The following is a 19638-nucleotide window of genomic DNA, read 5'->3' as shown; positions in this document are numbered from 1 at the left end:
TTTTCCTTAAATTGAGTTGAAATTACATCAATATTTTTTCCTTTCAAGATATTGATGTTATGAAACACTCAAAAAAATCAAGATTTCTAACGTTAGGGATTTTTAAAGGGATAGAAATAAAGGGGAAATAAATGAATTAAGGCAATCTGCCTTAGAAAGGATTGAAATATGAAAAAGTTTAAGAACGTTTTTCTGGCTTTTTTCGTAACAGCACTGACATCCTTGAACCTTGTTCTTCCTGCGTATGCAGAAGAAACAACCGCTCAGGCTGTTGATTCAGCAGGCTTTTCAGTGAATGTTGTAGGAGATGGTAGAGTCACACTTTCATCGGGTGATTTCACGAAATCATTGTCGAATGGTGATATCTTCAATGCAGATTACGACGAGGGTACAGAAATTAAAATTGTCTCAAAATCCAACGAGAATGCGGTTATTGATGATATCACTATGAATAACAACACAATTCCAGGATTTACGAGCGGAAAAAAATCTTTTAGTTTTGTCTATACAACAAAGACTGCGGATGCAAATTTCAGTGTAACTTTTAAATCAAAAGAAACGCAGAAAATAGAAAACAGTACAGCTGACAAAACGACAAGCGATCAGGCATCTGTTGAAAATGAAGATTCAAACACATCTGAAGATATTTCTTCAAATGATGAGAGCGAGGATTCTTCTTCTGAGGATGGGGACAAGGTAAGACTTGTATATCAAGGTAAGAAAAAGAATCTGGATTCAGATTTGATTTCAGCTAAATATTCTAATATGTACGTTTTGGAATATGATTCTCAGGATGAAGCGGATAAAGCTAAATCAGAATTAAAAGACAAAGGTAAGGTGGATACGGAACAGGTTTTATCAATGGATGAAAACACACAGTCATCAACCGATGTTGTATCAACAAAGGATATTGATACAGCAATCAATCAGGCAGACCAGAAAAATGTAAAAGATTATTCTGGTAAGAATGTGATTGCATTGATTGATACAGGTACAGATGGATCTACAGTAGATGCTGTATCATTTGTAGATGGGGATACGACAGACCATCAGGGTCATGCATCTAAAATGATCAAAGCAATCCGTAAACAGGACAGCAATGCTAAGATTTTAGCTTTAAAGGCATTGGATGACAATGGAAACGGAACAACAGCTTCTATCGTTTCAGCTATTCAGTATGCGATTGATTCTCATGTATCCATCATCAATATGTCATTCTCTGGATTGGCTAACGATGATACAAGCCTGATTGAAGCAAAAGTCAAAGAAGCGGTTAAAGCGGGTATTACAGTTGTTGCTTCAGCAGGAAACAATGCATTGGATGCATCAAATTTTGTACCTGCAAATGTTTCAGGTGTCATTACGGTTGGTGCATGTGATGAAGATGGAGTTGTACTAAGTTCATCGAATTATGGTGATGATGTTGACTGGTATGTAAATGCTTCTGCAACATCAGGTGCTGCTGCCACAGTTTCAGGTATGATTTCCAAATATGGAAAAGTGAAAGAGGTAAAAGCAAATGTCTTTTCTTCTAAAAGTGTTACAGGAAAGACTAATGAACTGGTCAATGTTACCATTACTGGTGACAATATCAGTGTAACTGATGCAGGTGGCTCTGGTGGTGCTTCTGGTGGTGGTCCGGCAAACGGTTCAGCCACTGTTGCATGGGCAATTCACGATTGGAACGATGACGGCTTTGGATTAGCTATGAATACTGATGGTTCTTATAATTACAAAGCTGTTTTAAAAGTCATTGGAACAACAATGAATTTAGACTGTAATGAAAACTATACAGTGAATGGTAAAAATACGAAAACAACTGTCGTAAATGCTTTAAAAGCTGCGGTCACAGAATGTAAGGCGAATTATCAAAAGTATTATGGAACTGCTGATGGCTTTAAGCCAAGAATTGTTGCGGTTGGAGTTTCTCATGGAACAATAGCAGTCAATGGGAAACCTGGGCAATATAATCCTTCATTTTACAACAATGATGAATGGTACTGGAATCCCGTTTGGACAACGGTTACTAAAAATTTGACATTAAAGCATGGAAATAAGGAATACACAGTAGACTCTGCGTTCCACAATGGTGGCTCTTCTTTAACACATATGGCTACTGTGGATTTAGCAAATCACTCAAACTTACGTATTATCGTTTTGGATGATACTCAGCCAGAACCTCCAATCAAAAAAGGTAAATTAAGCATTAAAAAGACTTCTGCAAACCCAGCTATCACAGATAACAACCCTTGCTACTCATTACAGGGAGCTGAATACGGAGTGTATAAAACAGAAGCTGATGCAAAAGCTAACAAGAATAAAGTGAAAACTTTGACTATCGGAAAGTACGATAATTCAGAAAAAAATAAAGACTGGTCAAATGAAGTTGAATTGGATGAAGGTACTTACTATGTAAAGGAAACCAAGAATCCAAAAGGATATGCTTTGAATAATTCAGTTGTTAAAGTAACAATCAAGGCAAATGAAAATTCTTGGATTGGAACAAACGGCGAATTCAAGGATTATCCGCAATCCGATCCAGTTTCTGTAGTTCTAGGTAAAGTTGATAAGGAAACGAACAAAAACAAGCCACAGGGAAGTGCCAGCCTTGCAGGTGCAGAATTTACAGTGAAGTACTATAAAGGTCTTTATGATGAAGATCCAGCGAAGTCAGGTCAGACTCCAGATCGTTCGTGGGTTCTAAAAACAAATGAAAATGGTTTCACTTACTTAGATTCTAAATATAAAGTGAGTGGTGATGATTTCTATTATAATGGATCATCAGCTCCTACTCTTCCTGTAGGAACAATTACTATTCAGGAATCAAAAGCTCCAACAGGCTACTTTATTAATAGTGAAGTGTTTGTCAAAAAAATCACTACATCTGGAAATGCAGAAAGAGTTGAAACTTTCAACATGCCTACAGTAAATGAAAAGGTCATTAAATTCGATATCAAGAAGGTACAGGCAGGAACTTCTACACCAGTTGCAGGCGCTGTATTCCTTCACACATTGCCAGATGGTTCAACGAAAGAATTAACAACAAATGGCAGCGGTGAAATTACGATCACAGGTTTGGCTTCGGGTACTCACAAAATCAAGGAAATCAAATCTCCTGATGGATATCAGTTGAATCCGAACGAAGTTGTATTCAATGTGGCTTCTGGTACAGGTAAGATCACATTTACATCTGGTACAAACAGTCTGATTGCACAAGGTACAAAAGATTCAGGGGACGGCTATGCTACATTTGGTGAAAAGGTTAATCCTTTCAATTTGAAAATCACTAAAACAAATGAGCATGGAAAAGTCTTAAAAGGTGCTGAATTCACTTTGTACAGTGATGAAGAATGCGAGAAGGTTGTAGACACACAGACTTCAGATGAGAAAGGTTTATTAACCTTCAAAAATCTAGATGTAGAAAAGACATACTACTTCAAGGAAACAAAGGCTCCACAAGGCTACAGAATTCCAGTAGACGAAAACGGAAAGGCTTATGTACATTCTGTGTATGTAAAAGCCACACCTCAGACAAACACATTTGAATTTACAGTCGATGGAACGAAATACGATACATCTAAGACAACTGGAAACGTTCGATTAGAAGGAACTAAAAATGATCGTGTTGTTGCAGTAGATATTACAAACAAAACAACACAGTTATTGCCTGAAACAGGTTCTAACGGAACGATTATTTTAGTGGCTTTAGGTTTAGGTGTATTAGGTTTAGCCTATGTTGCATCAAAAAGAAAAAAACAAACTCCAGATGAGGAGAGTAAGTAAATAATAAAAGGAGAAAATAGGATATGAAAATCAAAAATGTAGTTTTCGCAGGCTTTTCTGCGTTGGCAGTTACATTAAGTCCTGTTGCTTCAAGCGTAGCACCAGTAATTGCTCCTGTTTACGCTATAACACAGGCACCATCAACATTGGCAACTCCAAATGGTGTTGCTGATTTCGGACAGGGTAGTGCTTCAATCACCATCCACCCAAATGATGGACAAAGTTTAGTTGGAAAAAAATTCCAAGTCTATAAATTGTTTGACGCTGAAAATGCGGTAGATCAGGAATCAATCAACTATACATGGAATGATGCTTACAAAACAGCTTTACAAACAGTTGTTGGAAAGAAAATCAACAAATCAGCTTCTTCAGTTACTGAATATGATGTAATCGACTATATTCAGACTTTGAATACAAACAAAGTGGAAGGTGCTCAGGCAGACCAGAAATTAGAAGGTCGCTACAGCAATTATCGTTACTTTGTAGAAGATTTAAGAAATGAGTTGGTAAAAGAAGGTCTTACACCAACTACTGTTAATGTAACAGCAACTAGTCCAGTCGATGGTTCCGTTAAATTCGGTGGATTGGGATACGGCTACTATTTAACGGATGAAGTTTCAGCAGTACAGGACACACACACTGCTGCTTCATTGATTTTGACAAACACAGCCAATCCAGATGCAACAGTTACAATCAAATCAGATTATCCAACAGTCACAAAGAAAATCAAAGAAGATGACAACGGAATGGGATGGAATGATGTAGGTGACTATGAAATTGGTCAGACAGTACCTTACTACTACAGCTCAGTCGTTCCAAACATGAATGGATATGACACATATAAATATGTATTCCATGACAAGATGGACGAAGCATTAACGTTCCATAAAGATTCAGTTAATGTAACAATTTCTAATGGTACAAAAACGTACACATTAAAGAACAATGAATTTGCTATTAATACAGATGCAGGGGAAGATACTTTCAACGTTACAATCAATGATTTAAAATCAATCGTTGATAGACAATTCTCAGAAGGTTTCAATAACTTGAAGGAAAATGCTTATGGACAAACAATCCATTTATCATACAATGCTACATTAAATGACAAAGCTTCTACACGTACTGGACGTGGAGGTTTTGAAAATGCGGTTCGTTTGGAATTCTCTAACAACCCAGACAGCGATGGAGTAGGTTCTACTGGTACAACTCCTTGGGATACAGTAGTTTGCTTTACTTATAAAATTAATGGGTTGAAAATCAACAACCACAATAAATTGTTGAAAGATGCTAAATTCCGTTTATATTCAGATGCTGAATGCACAAATGAAGTATATGTTAAGGAATCTCCAAATGGATATGTTGTAATCAACCGTGATTCTTTAAGTGGTACAGACCACACTGGTGGAACAAGACCAAGTAATGCTGTTGAAATGGCATCCGATGCAAAAGGTGTATTTACTATCTTAGGTTTAGATCAAGGTACATATTACTTGAAAGAAACGGATTCGCCTGCTGGATATCGTGAATTACAAGATCCAATCGTAATCACTATCAAGCCAACATTTAATGCTGACCGCAACAATTATGTTTCAGGTGAAGGTGCTACTGAAAAAACATTGCAAAAATTAGAAGCAACTGCTCATGTTAAGGAATTCTTAGATGGTGCTTACAAAGAAAGCGACACTAACTTAAAAACAGATGTAACAGATGGTTCTGCTAACATCACTGTAGTCAACTATGTAGGAACTAAATTACCAATCACTGGTTCTAGTGCAACAATGATTTGTTTAGGTGCAGGTACAATCACAGTCGTTGGTGCATTAGCATTAGATAAAAAACGTAAAAGCAAAAAAGACTAATTAGAAAATGAATGAAATGGTTAGGATGGCAGTACTGCCACCTTCCATTTTTGGAGGTGCTGATATTGAAGTCGATTATTAAAGCTATCAAGGAAACCAGTTGGACAGTACGTTTACTGATTGTAATCGGAATATCTTTATGTTCGATTCCACTGGTATCGAGTATTCATTCTAGCATACAGCAGAATAGTATGATTTCAACCTATGAGAGCAAAGTAAAACATACGGATAAAGCAAAAATCAATGAACAGATTCAAAAGGCTCACAATTATAATGATATGCTTTTCCAAACAATGGGAGCTTCTGTAGGAGATATCGATACAGATATTTTATCGGATGAAAACTACGAAAGTATTTTAAATCTGACTGGCAAAGGGATCATGGGTTCGATAGAGATACCAAAGATAGGCGTTGACCTTCCAATTTACCACGGAACAAGTGATGAGGTATTGTCAAGTGGTGTAGGTCATTTACAAAATTCATCATTCCCGGTCGGTGGTAAAAATACACGTACTGTTTTGACGGGTCATAGGGGTTTGCCAAACGCAAAGCTTTTTACAAGGCTGGATGAATTAAAAAAAGACGATCTGTTTTATATCCATGTTGGTAACAAAACATTAGCTTACCAGATTTATAAAATTGAGATTGTAAAAAAAGAAGAAGCTCCTGATGTACTTGGGATAGAAGAAGGCAAAGACCTTGCAACTTTGTTGACTTGTACACCGTATGGAGTCAATACGCACAGACTGATTTTGACTGGTAAACGTGTACCATACAGTGAAAAGAAAAAAGAAGCCATTGAACCAGAAATGATGAGCTGGCGAGAGTTGTTATTTACAGCACTTCCATTTTTGATTGTGATTATTTTGATTCTTAGATTTATTTTTAATAAGAGAAAGGAGAGAAAGTTAAAGTCATGAAGATTCTGAAGAAAATCGGTTTAGCCTTGAGCTTGATGCTAGTTTTAGTACCATGCTTAAATCTACAGGCTAAAGATATTACAGATAATCCAGAAGTAGGGGATGTTACAATTCTACCTGAAGAAGATTTGACTAAAGTACCTGATAATGGATTAGGGTCAATTTCAGTTGAATTAACAGACCCTTATGATAAATACCTTTCCAAAGAAAATGTAAAGTTTGGTGTAGTCCAGATTGCTGACATCGTAAAAGGCGAATATATCATTAAATATAAGCCTTTTGCAGACGAGAATTTGGACTTGAATGAGATTAAAACAGCAGATGAGATCGACAAAGTAGCCAAGGATATGGCTAAAAAAGTCGAAACTCCTGACTATGAAATGACAACAGACGAAGAAGGGAAAGCAACTTGCAAAGACCTTCCAGTCGGTGTGTATCTAGTTTATGTTGAAGATTTGGCTGATTTTGAAACAATTACTCCATTCATTGTTGGGATTCCAACATGGGATGATGAAGATGAATTGTTCCAGTATGATGTAACAGTATATCCAAAACATACTGCTTTACCACGTATCTTGGTGAACAAGGTTGACAGTGTAACTGGACAGAATATCAAGTCAAACAAATTTGAATTCACTTCATATTCACAGGAAAACTGTGCTGAAAGTTCAAAACTTGAAACCATCGCAGGCGATCAGAAAACTGGTACTGCTGAATTCTTGATTCGTTACGGAACAACTTACATTAAAGAATCAAGTGCTCCCCAAGGATATAAATTATCGGATGAAGTTGTAAAAGTTAAATTTACAGATGATGGATTATTTGTAAATGACAAGGAAGTTCACGTAGATGATAATCATCGTTATTCAATCGTATACCAGAATGTCATGTTGCCTAGTGTAAACACAGGTGCTGCTAAAAACAAAGACATGATGTATATGATGTTAGGTATTGTTGTTATCGCACTAGGTGCTTCAATTGCAACTGTACGCAAGATTCGTAAAAGTGAAGATTAATTTTTAAAAGGAAGGCTTAGTACCTTCCTTTTATTGCATATGGGACTAAATCTAAATGTTAGTTTCATATGCAATATGAATATAATCTATAAATACTAGGAAAATGTAAAAACAGAGCATATACCACGTCCCACTGGTCGCAATTGCCAGACGACATGATATATGCTCTTTGTACTACAATTATAGGCATTCTTTTACTAAAAAACAAGTTAAAGAAGATGTACAAAGAATGCTTGATGTACTGACATGGTGTATAAGGAGGGAAACTTTATGTCGATGATAAGAAACATTTTGTATACGTGGGTGTCGGCGTCTGTAATAATGACTGGAACTGTATTCAATACTCTTGCGGATGAGGATTCAAAATCACTACATTTTGAGATTACAGGCGGTTTAGGAACAGCTGAAGTTGTGACAGATAATGGTATATCTTATTCTGTTGAAGGAGGGGATGATTTATTTCATTTCATACCGGATACTGAGTTGAAAATTACAATCCATTTTAAATATGGTATTGATTCTATCAAAGAAAACAACTCAGTTTTAAAACAAAAAAATACAAAAATGGAAGATATCAAAAAGAAGGACTATTCATTTACGTATAAAACAAAAAATGCAGATTCTAATTTATCTGTGAATCTGACAGAAATGCATTCTCGTTTTAAAATTACATCTATTAAAACAGATGATAATGGTGATGTAATGCCTTTGCATTCAAAATTCGAGTGTGTAAAAAAAGAATATTATGAAGAGGCTAATGAAGATATAGAAAAAGCAATTGAAATTGCAAAAGAGAATGATTCAGAAGGTGATTATCAAATTTTGGAGTCCGATGACAATGGAGTGCTTCAATCGAATGATTTTTTAAGAGGAACTTACATTATTAAAAAGATTGATGACAAAATAAATTTAGATCCTTTTGAACTTGTTGTTTCAAGAGATAAAGATACTCCATATACATACATTCGTATGAAGGATGGTAAGGAGATTTCATCTGATTCTAAAGGTACGGTTAAGATGATTGAATGTGATCAATCTATACAGTCTGCTACAAGAATCGTTTTAAAATCTAAAAATGCAAAAGTGTCAGACGAGAATGCAACATTTAAAATTAAAATGTTGCAGGATGATGAAAAAGCTCTAAAGAACTATAAAAAAGATTATCTAAAAACGGATAAAAAAGGTTATATCAGTATGTATGATGGCGTTCGTTGGATAAATACATTTACATTAAAAAAAGGAGAGTGTGTTCTTCCAGTGGTATTACCAGACGGTTTATATAAATTATCAGACTTTTCAATAAAACATAGCAAAATAAAAAGCACACGGGTATCGGTATCTTCAGAAATCATATCAGGACTTGATGAAGACAGTCAGCCAGTCAATGACTGTGTGATTTTTCTTAAATAGCTCAAAAAGGAATGTTGTAGTATCTATGATTGATTACAGTAAATTGAAACTCGATACTTTTTGGAGAGAACCGCAGAACAGGATATATTTAGATGACATGTATGAGCCTTTACCCAATGCACCAATTGAAATCATCAATAGTTTTAACAATTATAAATTTCAAATTTGTAAAATCAAAAATAAAATTTCAGCTTACGTTTTAAAGACAGATAATTCTTAGGATTGACTGTTTTTTCAATAAAAAAAGGAGGATTTATATTATGAGCAATGCAGAAAATACATCTGGGCGATATATACTTACATTGCCCCTGAAAACAGAGTTATATCAAGAACACATTTTAGAGAAACGCTTTAGATTGGGTGAGCAATTGTATAATAAATTTTTGAATTTTGAAAAAAAGAAATATTTTGAAATGACAAAACGCAAGGATTATCGGAATGCCCAGAGCTTGATAAAGGATTTTACATACCAGATTAAGTCTCTAAATAATGCGTCTGATATTTCAAAAGAAACAAAAAAGATGATTCAGGATTTTAAAAAGCAAAGAAAAGAACAATATGATATTATTTACAACATCAAGAAGATGTTTAATTGGTCTGAGTTCGGATTTGGAATGGATATGAAGAAATACCGAGGATATTATAAGAAAAACCTGAATTCTCAGATTTGTAATAATCTGGCAGTACGTTGTTTCAGAGCTTTTGAGAAGATGGAAGAAGAACTTATCAAAGACCAGTACAGAAGTGATGAAGACAAAGTAAACCCTTGTGTGCATTATAAAAGAAAAGATACTTTGAAAAGTCTTTGTGGGAGTCAGAACACAACAGGAATTCGATTCATCTTAGATGATGAAAAGAAAGCTGGATTGGTTAAATGGCAAGGCCTTGAATTTTCAATCGACCTTGCTAAATGCACGTTGTATGAATGGAAGGCGTTGCAATCGGAAATCTGCTACTGTGCTGTAAAACGTGAAAAGATCAAAGGGAAATGGAAGTATTATATCCAGCTCACGTTGAAAGGACATGTGCCTGATAAATTTAATAAACAGACAGGTGAATTGAAAAGGCAGCTTGGAAAAGGTAATGTTGGTTTGTACTTTACAAGTACAAGTCTTACGGTTTCGACAGAAGATGGTGTTAAAACATATCATTTAGAAATCAAAAATCATGAGGATAAGAAAACTGAATTGTCGCAGAAGATGGATACATCCAGACGTGCAACAAATCCAGACAACTACAATGAAGATGGAACCAGCAAAGAAAAAAGTGAAATCAAAGGATGGCATTTTTCAAACGCTTATAAAAAATATCGTGCTGAACTTTACGAGATTTTCCGAAAGGAATGTGAGGAAAAGAAATTATTGCAGGAAATCCTTGCAAATGTAGTCATTGCATCTGGTGATGTATTTAATTGTAATAAAATGGACTTTAAATTTCTTCAAAGAAATTTAGGTAGAAAGATTCAGGCTGCCAGTCCATCCATGTTAAAGTCTGTGATTGAAAGAAAACTTTCATATCATGGCGTATCCATTAATGAGATTAGTTATTCTAAATTAAATCCTGTGCTCGAAGAAAAAAACATTAGCAAAAAGAATTTAGAAGATATGGCTACACTCATTAGCCAGTTTTAGTTAAATATATAAATTAAGGCAGATTGCCTTAACTTTTATATAAGGTCGGTTCACGGACCTTGATAGCAATATCGAAAGTACAGATGAACTAAAACCACACCTTTGTCATTCGTGGCAAGGTTAACATTTTATAGTAGTCTGTAATGCCATGCGTAGTGAAGGGGTTTTGGTGCTTGATTGAATTCGTACTTGGTTGTACATCAGCGTGTTTTCACATGGTAGTGAAGGATAATACAGAAACTTCAAATAAGAAAGCTAGTTGTACATCAGCGTGTATTCACATGGTAGTGAAGGGTGAAGGGAAAATAAAGTATAGCATTCTTTGTTGCAGTACAGCACGATTTCACATGGTAGTGAAGGGCGTGTATTGCAAGTAATGAATCATGATGTGTTTTAATAAGACAACTATTAGTTGGCTTGAATGATAAGCTTAATATATAAGGTCGATTCACGGACCTTGGCAGAAATGCCGAAAGTACAGATGAACTAAAACCACACCTTTGCCATTCGTGGTAAGGTTAAAATTTTATAGTAGTCTGTAATGCCATTGATTTGATGTTGAATATCAGCATGTTTTCTTATGGTAGTGAAGGCAATGATTTGCTTAGGTGCAGGTACAATCAGTTGTATACCAACACATCACCAGATGGTAGTGAAGGTCAGCTATGTCAATTTAATGTGTAGTTAGCATTTACATAGAATTTGTATTTTTTAGATAAATATTTTACATTATAGATGTTAATAAAAGAAAAGGGGGTGGGCAAAGATGAACAAGACAGCTTTAATTCAAGAAGTAAGTGAACAATTTGATACCATTTCAAAAAAAGATATAGATAAGATCGTATCTTGCGTGTTTGAAAAGATGATAGAAACACTATCGGAAGGTGATACTTTAGAAATTGCAGGATTTGGTAAGTTTGTAGTTAATGAACGTAAAGAACGTATGGGAATCAACCCTATGACAATGGAAAGAATTTGTATTCCTGCTTCTAAGTATGTGAAATTTACATCTTCTAAATCTTTAAAAGACTTAGTTAATAAGTAGATATTTATATGATTGGTTATCAAATTATTCTGGCAATCATGCCCTTATGGCTTTTTTCACATGATGTAAGTCCAGATAGTTCAGGTGAAATTTATAAATATGTATGTTTCACCTTATTAGTCCTGTACCCTGACAGGACTTTTTTTATGCGTTATGACAAGGAGGAAATACAAATGGATTTTGACAGAATGCAGAATGAGATTTTGAAAAATCTTTATAAAGAAAAGGATGCTTTGACAAAAAGAAAATCAGAATTGCAAAACGAGCTGGAAGCTGTAGACTCTAACTTGAATAAAGTTTTATCTGCTGAAAAGAAATTAATGGCTTCTTTTGAGAAGCTTGGTAAAGAAGTATCCGAATGGGAATGTTTAAGTGCAACGTTAAATACAGTTACGAAGAAAAGAAGAAAAAAGAAAACGGAGTCCTTAGATGGCAGTGCTGCCACCGATATTATTGAGCAAAATATCCATCAGGATGTGATGGATGATGATATTTTTAATCCGTTTGGTGAATAATTATGGCTGTAAAAAAAGATTATTATACAATCGAACTGAAATCCGCTAAGTTAAAGGCTGCAATTGTGATTTTCGTAATCTTAGCTGTTTGCTTTTTGACTCGTTTAACTCCCTTGATTCATTATTATTGGGTAAATTTATTAACAGCTTTAGTTGTTTCTAATGGAATCAGCCTTCTGGTGATTGCAGGGTTGTTAATGGCTCTTCACATAGTAGATGTAAAGCGCTTTAAAGAGATGTTAAAGAAGGAGGATAAGAGTAATGTCCACTGAATCATCTTCGAAAAATGCAAGTGTAGCAGTATTTCATATTGCCATTAATACTGGAGAAAATATTGCTAGGGCGTTAAGACGTTTTTTGACTTCTGTAAAATATGCAAATGTTAAATATGGTGAAGCTCATTATAAAGATTATTTAAAAGGGAACAAAGGACACAGATTTAAACATGAATCTACTTTTGCTCATATAGCTTATGATGTGAAAAAATCGGATATTGAACGTATACCTGTTACAGCTCAGGATAAGGAAATTATTGAGCAAATGACTCGCAACATGAATATTGATTATTGTTTAATGAGAAGACCTGATGACTTGGAAGAGCTTGTGAAAAAAGCTGTTTCCAACGGTAAATCATTAACTGATTTTGAAAAGAAGATTGTAACAGCATTTACTATTCGAGATGAAGACAACAAGATTGTGATGGATCCTGAGAATCCAGATATGCCAATTATTAATAGTGCAGAATATATGCTTACGATATGTTCGACAGATTTAGCTAAATGGGAAGTTATCACAAGAGAACTTGAGGTCATATCTCATAAACCCACACTTTCACAAAGATTAAGGGATGCCAAACTGATGAATATTGTAAATCGAATCTTTAACAAGTCCAAAGAATATACTCAAGACCGTGAACCTGAATATAGCTATGATCAAAAGCAAGTGGATCCACAACAAAATGAGAAAGATTATAAAGATAGGGCAACAGTGAATCCATTCATGGATGAAGGGACGCCTGAAGTAATATTTGACGAGCCAAGAGACGTTGTAAGAAAAATGTTATATTATTTTCTTCCCAAAGTTGCGACTTATAATGATTTAAAAGAGGTTTTGAAACAAATTGGCTTTAATATCCATGATAAGTATGATCTAAATAATGTATTTCAGTTTACAGCAGATGAAAGTCTAAAGGTTCAACTTGTGAATGATATACCTGCTTTAGCAGACGATAATGTATCTTGGTTTCGTATGCCACAAACAAATGGGAATCAATTTATAGAGATTCCTAATAAGTATATTTCATGGAATGAAAAATCAAATGGAGATGGCATTACAGCTACAATCGAGCTTCCTGTTGATGAAAAATTCTTAGTACTTACCAAAAATCAACTGTTTGAGGTTGATTCTACATATGATAGTGTTGAGCATATGCAAAATATTGATGAATTTAAAAGCTATTGGGAAGATAAGTCTAAGGGAAAGAAATTTACAATTTCACTTCCAGATTCCAATTACGAAATTGATTTATCATCTGTCATGGATGAGAATGGAGTGCCATTTACATTAGAAAGTATTGAGTCCTTTATTAAAGAGAATGAAAGGACAGATAATGCGGAGATTGTTGACACTGTTTTACATACAGACGCCGAAAATCTTGGCGATTTACAGAATATAGTATTTGATAAAGCTAATATACATGTTGAAACACAGGTAGATGATGTTGTACCTGATAAATCAATTTTAGAAAGTGTTCCACCAGAGATTTCTATGAAGAAGTGTCTGGATTTTTTAATTCCGAAAGTAAAGTCTTATGATGATTTAAAAGAAGCGTTGGAATTGATGGGATTCAGTATCCGTGACAGTTTGTTTAATTCCAATACATCAGTAGATGATTTTATGAATAATGTGAACAGCATGCAATTTAAGGTGATTAATATGGATGAGTGGATGGATACATCTAATCTAAAAGGGGTAGAAGGATTGGATTATTCTATTCAGTCTATTTTAAATCGTATTGATGACAATAATCGTAGTGAAAATGTCTCTGTCGTGAATGATTTGTTAGGTTGTCATTCACTTGATGAAATTGACGTGATGGTTGATAAGATTTTATCAATGTCTCATGTGAGTGATTATGTGCCTGAAGAAAATGAAGACGTTGTTCCAGATATGGAATTTATTAATAGTTTAAACACAACTCAACTCGATCATTATATCAATCATTTTGCAAATAATGATAAATCATTGGATTATGCAAAGAAAAGAAGACAAGAATTGTATGATAAAAGAAATAGAAAAACACGTGATAATCGTAAACCTACTAAACACAGGGAGGATAGGACAGTATGAAGTCTATAGAACAACTTAAAGCCATTAATAATAAATACGATTTAGAGATTCAACGATGTAATGAGGCGTTGTTTCGCTTTATGGATAAAAAGAATGGTAAGTATACATCTGGAGAGGTAATCGAAGAGGCTGGATTAGCTATTTTGAGGCAGAACAATGTTATCAATTCTATGAAATGTGACATGTTAGAAATAATTAATGAATTTTCAAATTATCTTATTGAGCGGTCAACTACTTCAGGAGAATCTTTTGATCAAATTGAGAAAGATGCCAAAGAATTCATTAATGCAATGAATTTAAAGGAGAATAAGTGGGATGAGTAAAAGCAATAAGAACTCATCTAAAAAATCAAGTAGCACCAAAAGTAGTCAAAGCGTAAATGTTCTTCTTAAAAAGAACAAGGACAAAATTCAAATTTTTATTTTAGGTATTGTCTTTATTTATATTATGTTTTTAGCAGGAGCTGTATACAATGCATTTACTGTGTTTCAGGCACAGGGTGGTAATACAGTTGATAATGTCTTTAAGGCAATAAGTGTGTGTTATAAAGTGAGAGAGTATTATCGACCTTCCGTTTACGGATTTATATTAGGATTAATACTTAATGGAATGGTTGTTATTGGTATCATTTATCATGATGCATCTAAAAAAAACACTAAAGAAGGGCGAGAGTATGGGTCTTCAAGAAAAGGGGATATTTTCAAAGAAGCATCAAAAAATGACGCTTTGGAGAATAAAATTGAAGCAAAACGAGATGAAGATGCGAACATAATTCTAAGTAAGAATGTGAAAGTAGATATGGATACTTGGCATACTGGAATCAACGATAACATCTTTGTTGTCGGTGGTTCGGGTACTGGTAAGACACGTTATTTTGTTAAGCCAAACATTCTTCAAATGTATTGTAACTATGTTGTCATTGATCCTAAAGGGTCTGTTGCGGAAGAGTGTGGAAAAGCTTTTGAAAGAAATGGATATAATGTTAGTTATTTAAATCTTGTAAAGATGGATAAATCAATGGGATATAATCCGTTTGAATATTTTAAAAGACCTGAAGATTTTCAAAGTTTTGTACAAAATCTTATTTCTAATACAACTGATAAAAATAAATCAGGTGGAGATGAATTTTTCGTTAAAGCAGAAATGACATGGCTTATGGCTATGATTTATTTAATTATGTCTGAGTGTAGAGATGATGAAAATCTATTTAGCTTTAACACAGTTTTAATGCTACTTCAACATTCTCAAGCCAAAGAGGATGGGAATGATGATTTTGAGTCAGATGTAGATAGATTGTTCAAACAATTACAAGCAGAACATACCGCCGAAACAAATGGTGCTATTACTTACACATATAGAGATTTAGCTATCCTGAATTATCAGATTTATAAGCTTGGAGCAGGTGTTGTATGCTCTAAAAGACTTCTTAATCAAGCGGTTGGGAAGTCTCTTAGAACACACAACCTAAAACCGAAGAAAGGAGCGCAAGTTATGAGAAAAAACGAGAAAATCACAGCTTTGTACGAGCGACTGAGCCGTGATGACTTTGGCAAAGATGATGACCAGCAGCGTGAGAGCAATTCCATATCCAATCAAAAAGCAATGTTGGAGGAGTTCGCCGCACGGCAGGGCTTTACAAACATTGTCCATTTCACGGACGATGGCATTAGTGGTACTTGCTTTGACCGTCCCGGATTTTTGGCAATGATGAAAGAGGTTGAAGCCGGGAATGTGGAGTATCTGTGTATCAAGGACATGAGCCGCATGGGTCGTGACTATCTGAAAGTCGGTCAGATTATGGAAATCCTGCGTCAGCGTGGCGTTCGCCTCATCGCCATCAATGACGGCGTGGACAGCGCCAGAGGTGACGATGATTTTACCCCTTTCCGCAACATTATGAACGAGTATTACGCCAGAGACACCAGCCGTAAAATCCGTTCCACTTTCCAGTCCAAAGGCAAGTCCGGCAAGCACCTCACAGGCACGGTTATTTACGGCTATCTCTGGAACGAAGCAAGAGACCAATGGTTGGTTGACCCCGAAGCCGCAGAGGTGGTCAAGCGCATCTTTGCCATGACGATTGAGGGCTACGGTCCGTATCAGATCGCCAGCAAACTGAAATCGGAAAAGGTGCTTATTCCGTCTGCTTACCTTGCCCAACACGGCGAGGGCGTGAACAAAAACAAGACTTTCAAAGATGTGTACGGCTGGGGTTCTTCCACCATCTGCAACATTCTTGAAAAGCGTGAATATCTGGGACACACCATCAATTTCAAGACCCGAAAGCACTTCAAGGACAAGAAAAGCCATTATGTCCCGGAGGACGAATGGACAATTTTCGAGAATACCCATGAGCCTATCATTGACCAGCAGACCTTTGACCTTGTGCAGAAAATCCGTGGGAATGTCAGACGCTACCCGGACGGCTGGGGCGAAGCAGCTCCCCTCACAGGCTTGCTTTATTGTGCCGATTGCGGCGGCAAGATGTATGTCCACCGTACCAACAACGGCAAGCGTATTTCTCAATATACCTGTTCCCAATACAGCAAAGTCCCAGTTGGAAAGCTCTGCACGACACAGCACCGTATCAATGAAGATGTGGTACTGTCCCTTGTCTCTGAAATGCTCAAAGCCATTGCCGAGTATGCGAAGCATGACCGAGCCGAGTTTGTCCGTGTGGTGCAGGAAGCGCAGTCCAGCCAGCAGACAGCAGAGGTTAAGAAACAGCGGATACGCCTTGCCACCGCAAAGCAGAGAGTGTCCGAGCTGGAAGTCCTGCTCTGTAAAATCTATGAGGACAACATTTTAGGAAAGCTGTCCGACAGCAGATACGCCACTCTGGACGCTCAATACGAAAAGGAACAGTCCGAGCTTACCGCCGAAATCTCTGCTCTGGAAAAGGCTGTCAAGAGCTATGAGAAGCACGAAAAGGACGCTGATCGTTTTATCGCTCTGATTGACAAGTACGAGAACTTCGACAAGCTGACCATTGCCATGCTCAACGAGTTTATCGAGAAAATCCTTGTGCATGAGCGTGACCGCAAAGGCAGTATACAGACCACACAGGAGGTCGAGATTTACTTCAATTTTGTTGGGCGATTCGTTCCCCCGGCGTTTGGAGAAGTGGAGCTGACCCCGGAAGAATTAGAGGAAATCCGCAAGCGTGAGGAACGCAAGGACAGGCTTCATCAGAACTACTTGAAGCGGAAAGCCAGCGGAGCGCAGAAGCGATACGAGGACAAAATCAAGGGGAGAAAAAAAGCAGAAATCGAAGCCAAGAAAGCCGCCATTCGTGCAGAGGACATTGCAAAGGGCGTGTTCGTCCCTGTCAGCAGTTTACCGCAGAGAGAGCCGCAGAAAGGAGCGCAGATAGCATGAATATCACTTACAGGCAGAACGGCGATTATCTTATCCCGAACATCATTATCCGCAAGACCAAGCCCATCGGACACTACGGCAGACTTCGCAAGGCGTATTTAGAAATGCACCGCCCGATACTGTTCAATGAACTGGTGCTATCCGACAAGCTCTTTGAACATTGCGCCGAGATTGAAGAAGCGGCACGAAACCGCATGGAGCTGATCGTGCGGTCACTGGCAGAGCAAAACGGCGTGACCGAGCAACTGAAAGCTGAAAACCAAATGGAATGGGTGCGGCAGATGAACGCTTGCAAGGCGCAGGCAGAGGAAGTTGTGAAAGCAGAGTTGATTTATAATTGAGCGAGGAAGTCCGGGCAGAAAACTGTTCGGACTTTTCTCATATAGTCCAAAGTTGCGGTAGAATTGTTCACAAGTTTTATGGTATAATTTGAATACGAAATTGAGCAACAAATCGGAATTTTGCGGAGATGATAAGATGGTCAATATAACAGATGTAAAACAGATTCTTCAATTTGCAATAGATGCGGAGATTAAAGTCTTTCTTGATGGCGGCTGGGGTGTAGATGCTCTTCTTGGATATCAGTCAAGAGCCCATAACGATATTGATATTTTTGTAGAAAAGAAAGATTATCAGAACTTTATAGAGATGATGAAAGCTAATGACTTTTATGAGATTAAGATGGAATATACAACATTGAACCATACTGTATGGGAAGATGCGAAAAACAGAATTGTTGATTTGCATTGTTTTGAATATACGGGCGAAGGTGAAATTCTTTATGAGGGGGATTGTTTTCCGATAGAAACTTTTTCGGGCAAAGGAAAAATTGAGGAGATAGAGGTTTCCTGTATTGAACCATATAGTCAAGTAATGTTCCATCTGGGATACGAATTTGATGAGAATGATGTGCATGATGTGAAGTTATTGTGTGAGACATTTCATATCGAAATTCCAAATGAGTATAGATAACTACAAATTTCAGTTTGTCGCACTGATAAAATCCCTTTAGGAACTAAAGGGCGCACTTCTATACTCTCCTATCGGGAGTATCGTGCGTCCTGCGGAGCTTCATTCTCCGTCAGCAGAAGAAAACTGCTTGACCGAGAATGTTGCGTCACTTCGTTCCGTCAAGGTGGCTACACCCCCTTGCGCCGCTAAAGCGGCTATCCCTTGTGGACTTGCCGTCCGCAAACAGCATAAAATGCTGTTCGCCGCCAGCAAGTTTGAAGGCGAATAAAATGAATTTTATGGAACAAGCAAATCGGAATTTGTGGAGGTGAGTAAAGTGAAGAAAAAGCTACAATCGTGATAGTAACTATATGTGTATTGGTGGTAATAATAGGAATTACACTTTCAGCGTTTAGGTCTTCTGAAGTTTATAGAAAGAAAAAAGCATCTATAATGTGGGATTGCTCTGTGACTTGCATGGAAGCGTCAACATCCGAGAAATATGTGATAAATTATGCCGATTCAAAAGTTATATCCAAAACAGGAGCTTTGACGATTCAGAATAGAAATGATTTTGATATTGTAGTGCATTTACTGTGCGAGGGAGAACCAGAAATCGTATCAGACAAGATATCTTCAGGTGGATGCTATTCATTCTTGCAGGTTGCAGCCGATAAAGAATACACTGTTGGTATTCATGCAGCTGTTGATACGAAGACGGAAATAAAAGTGTTCGTATATGATGGTAAAGATACAGAGCCATATACGAAGTGATAGA

General features: G+C 36.6%; 15 protein-coding genes. All 15 read left to right on the top strand.

Features of this window, described 5'->3' with window-relative positions; all coding sequences use genetic code 11:
* Positions 1–168 precede the first annotated feature (168 nt).
* The 15 genes from DWY01_RS05460 to DWY01_RS05380 all read left to right on the top strand — a co-directional run bounded on the left by DWY01_RS05460 (position 169) and on the right by DWY01_RS05380 (position 19634).
* On the top strand, positions 169–3783 hold the full coding sequence (locus tag DWY01_RS05460; protein ID WP_117994501.1) for a SpaA isopeptide-forming pilin-related protein: 3615 nt from the start codon (positions 169–171) through the stop codon (positions 3781–3783).
* Positions 3784–3806: 23 nt separating this feature from the next.
* Complete coding sequence (locus DWY01_RS11880) at positions 3807–5645, top strand: isopeptide-forming domain-containing fimbrial protein (protein ID WP_117994455.1); 1839 nt, start codon at positions 3807–3809, stop codon at positions 5643–5645.
* A gap of 65 nt (positions 5646–5710) precedes the next feature.
* On the top strand, positions 5711–6565 hold the full coding sequence (locus DWY01_RS05450; RefSeq protein WP_243001970.1) for a class C sortase: 855 nt from the start codon (positions 5711–5713) through the stop codon (positions 6563–6565).
* Positions 6562–7581, top strand: coding sequence for a collagen binding domain-containing protein (locus DWY01_RS05445; protein ID WP_117994447.1), 1020 nt, complete (start codon positions 6562–6564; stop codon positions 7579–7581). Before DWY01_RS05450 ends, DWY01_RS05445 begins: the two co-directional genes overlap by 4 nt.
* A 270-nt stretch (positions 7582–7851) precedes the next feature.
* Positions 7852–8991 carry a hypothetical protein gene (locus tag DWY01_RS05440; protein ID WP_117994443.1) on the top strand — a complete coding sequence of 380 codons (1140 nt, stop codon included), beginning with the start codon at positions 7852–7854 and terminating at the stop codon, positions 8989–8991.
* A gap of 260 nt (positions 8992–9251) precedes the next feature.
* Positions 9252–10622 (top strand): hypothetical protein, encoded by a 1371-nt coding sequence (locus tag DWY01_RS05430; protein WP_117994437.1) that lies wholly within the window; start codon positions 9252–9254, stop codon positions 10620–10622.
* 766 nt (positions 10623–11388) lie between these two features.
* Positions 11389–11667, top strand: coding sequence for an HU family DNA-binding protein (locus DWY01_RS05425; protein WP_117994434.1), 279 nt, complete (start codon positions 11389–11391; stop codon positions 11665–11667).
* A gap of 173 nt (positions 11668–11840) precedes the next feature.
* Entirely contained in the window at positions 11841–12182 is a 342-nt protein-coding gene (locus tag DWY01_RS05420; protein ID WP_117994430.1) for a hypothetical protein, read from the top strand.
* 2 nt (positions 12183–12184) lie between these two features.
* Entirely contained in the window at positions 12185–12454 is a 270-nt protein-coding gene (locus DWY01_RS05415; protein WP_117994426.1) for a hypothetical protein, read from the top strand.
* Complete coding sequence (locus DWY01_RS05410; RefSeq protein WP_117994421.1) at positions 12444–14531, top strand: hypothetical protein; 2088 nt, start codon at positions 12444–12446, stop codon at positions 14529–14531. Before DWY01_RS05415 ends, DWY01_RS05410 begins: the two co-directional genes overlap by 11 nt.
* Positions 14528–14854 carry a hypothetical protein gene (locus DWY01_RS05405; RefSeq protein ID WP_117994417.1) on the top strand — a complete coding sequence of 109 codons (327 nt, stop codon included), beginning with the start codon at positions 14528–14530 and terminating at the stop codon, positions 14852–14854. Before DWY01_RS05410 ends, DWY01_RS05405 begins: the two co-directional genes overlap by 4 nt.
* Positions 14847–17909 (top strand): DUF4368 domain-containing protein, encoded by a 3063-nt coding sequence (locus DWY01_RS05400; RefSeq protein ID WP_243001969.1) that lies wholly within the window; start codon positions 14847–14849, stop codon positions 17907–17909. The genes DWY01_RS05405 and DWY01_RS05400 overlap by 8 nt, the downstream gene beginning before the upstream one ends.
* Positions 17906–18250: a TnpV protein gene (locus DWY01_RS05395; RefSeq protein WP_016147250.1), complete on the top strand. Its 345-nt coding sequence runs from the start codon at positions 17906–17908 to the stop codon at positions 18248–18250. The genes DWY01_RS05400 and DWY01_RS05395 overlap by 4 nt, the downstream gene beginning before the upstream one ends.
* A 136-nt stretch (positions 18251–18386) precedes the next feature.
* Entirely contained in the window at positions 18387–18881 is a 495-nt protein-coding gene (gene lnu(C), locus DWY01_RS05390) for a lincosamide nucleotidyltransferase Lnu(C) (RefSeq protein WP_016147248.1), read from the top strand.
* Between the two features lie 456 nt (positions 18882–19337).
* Entirely contained in the window at positions 19338–19634 is a 297-nt protein-coding gene (locus DWY01_RS05380) for a hypothetical protein (protein WP_243001968.1), read from the top strand.
* Positions 19635–19638 lie beyond the last annotated feature (4 nt).

The sequence above is a fragment of the Eubacterium sp. AF22-8LB genome (assembly GCF_003458715.1).
Lineage (GTDB): Bacteria > Bacillota_I > Bacilli_A > Erysipelotrichales > Erysipelotrichaceae > Holdemanella.
Note: the sequence above shows the minus strand (reverse complement) of the source record. Positions and strands in the feature narration are given on the sequence as shown.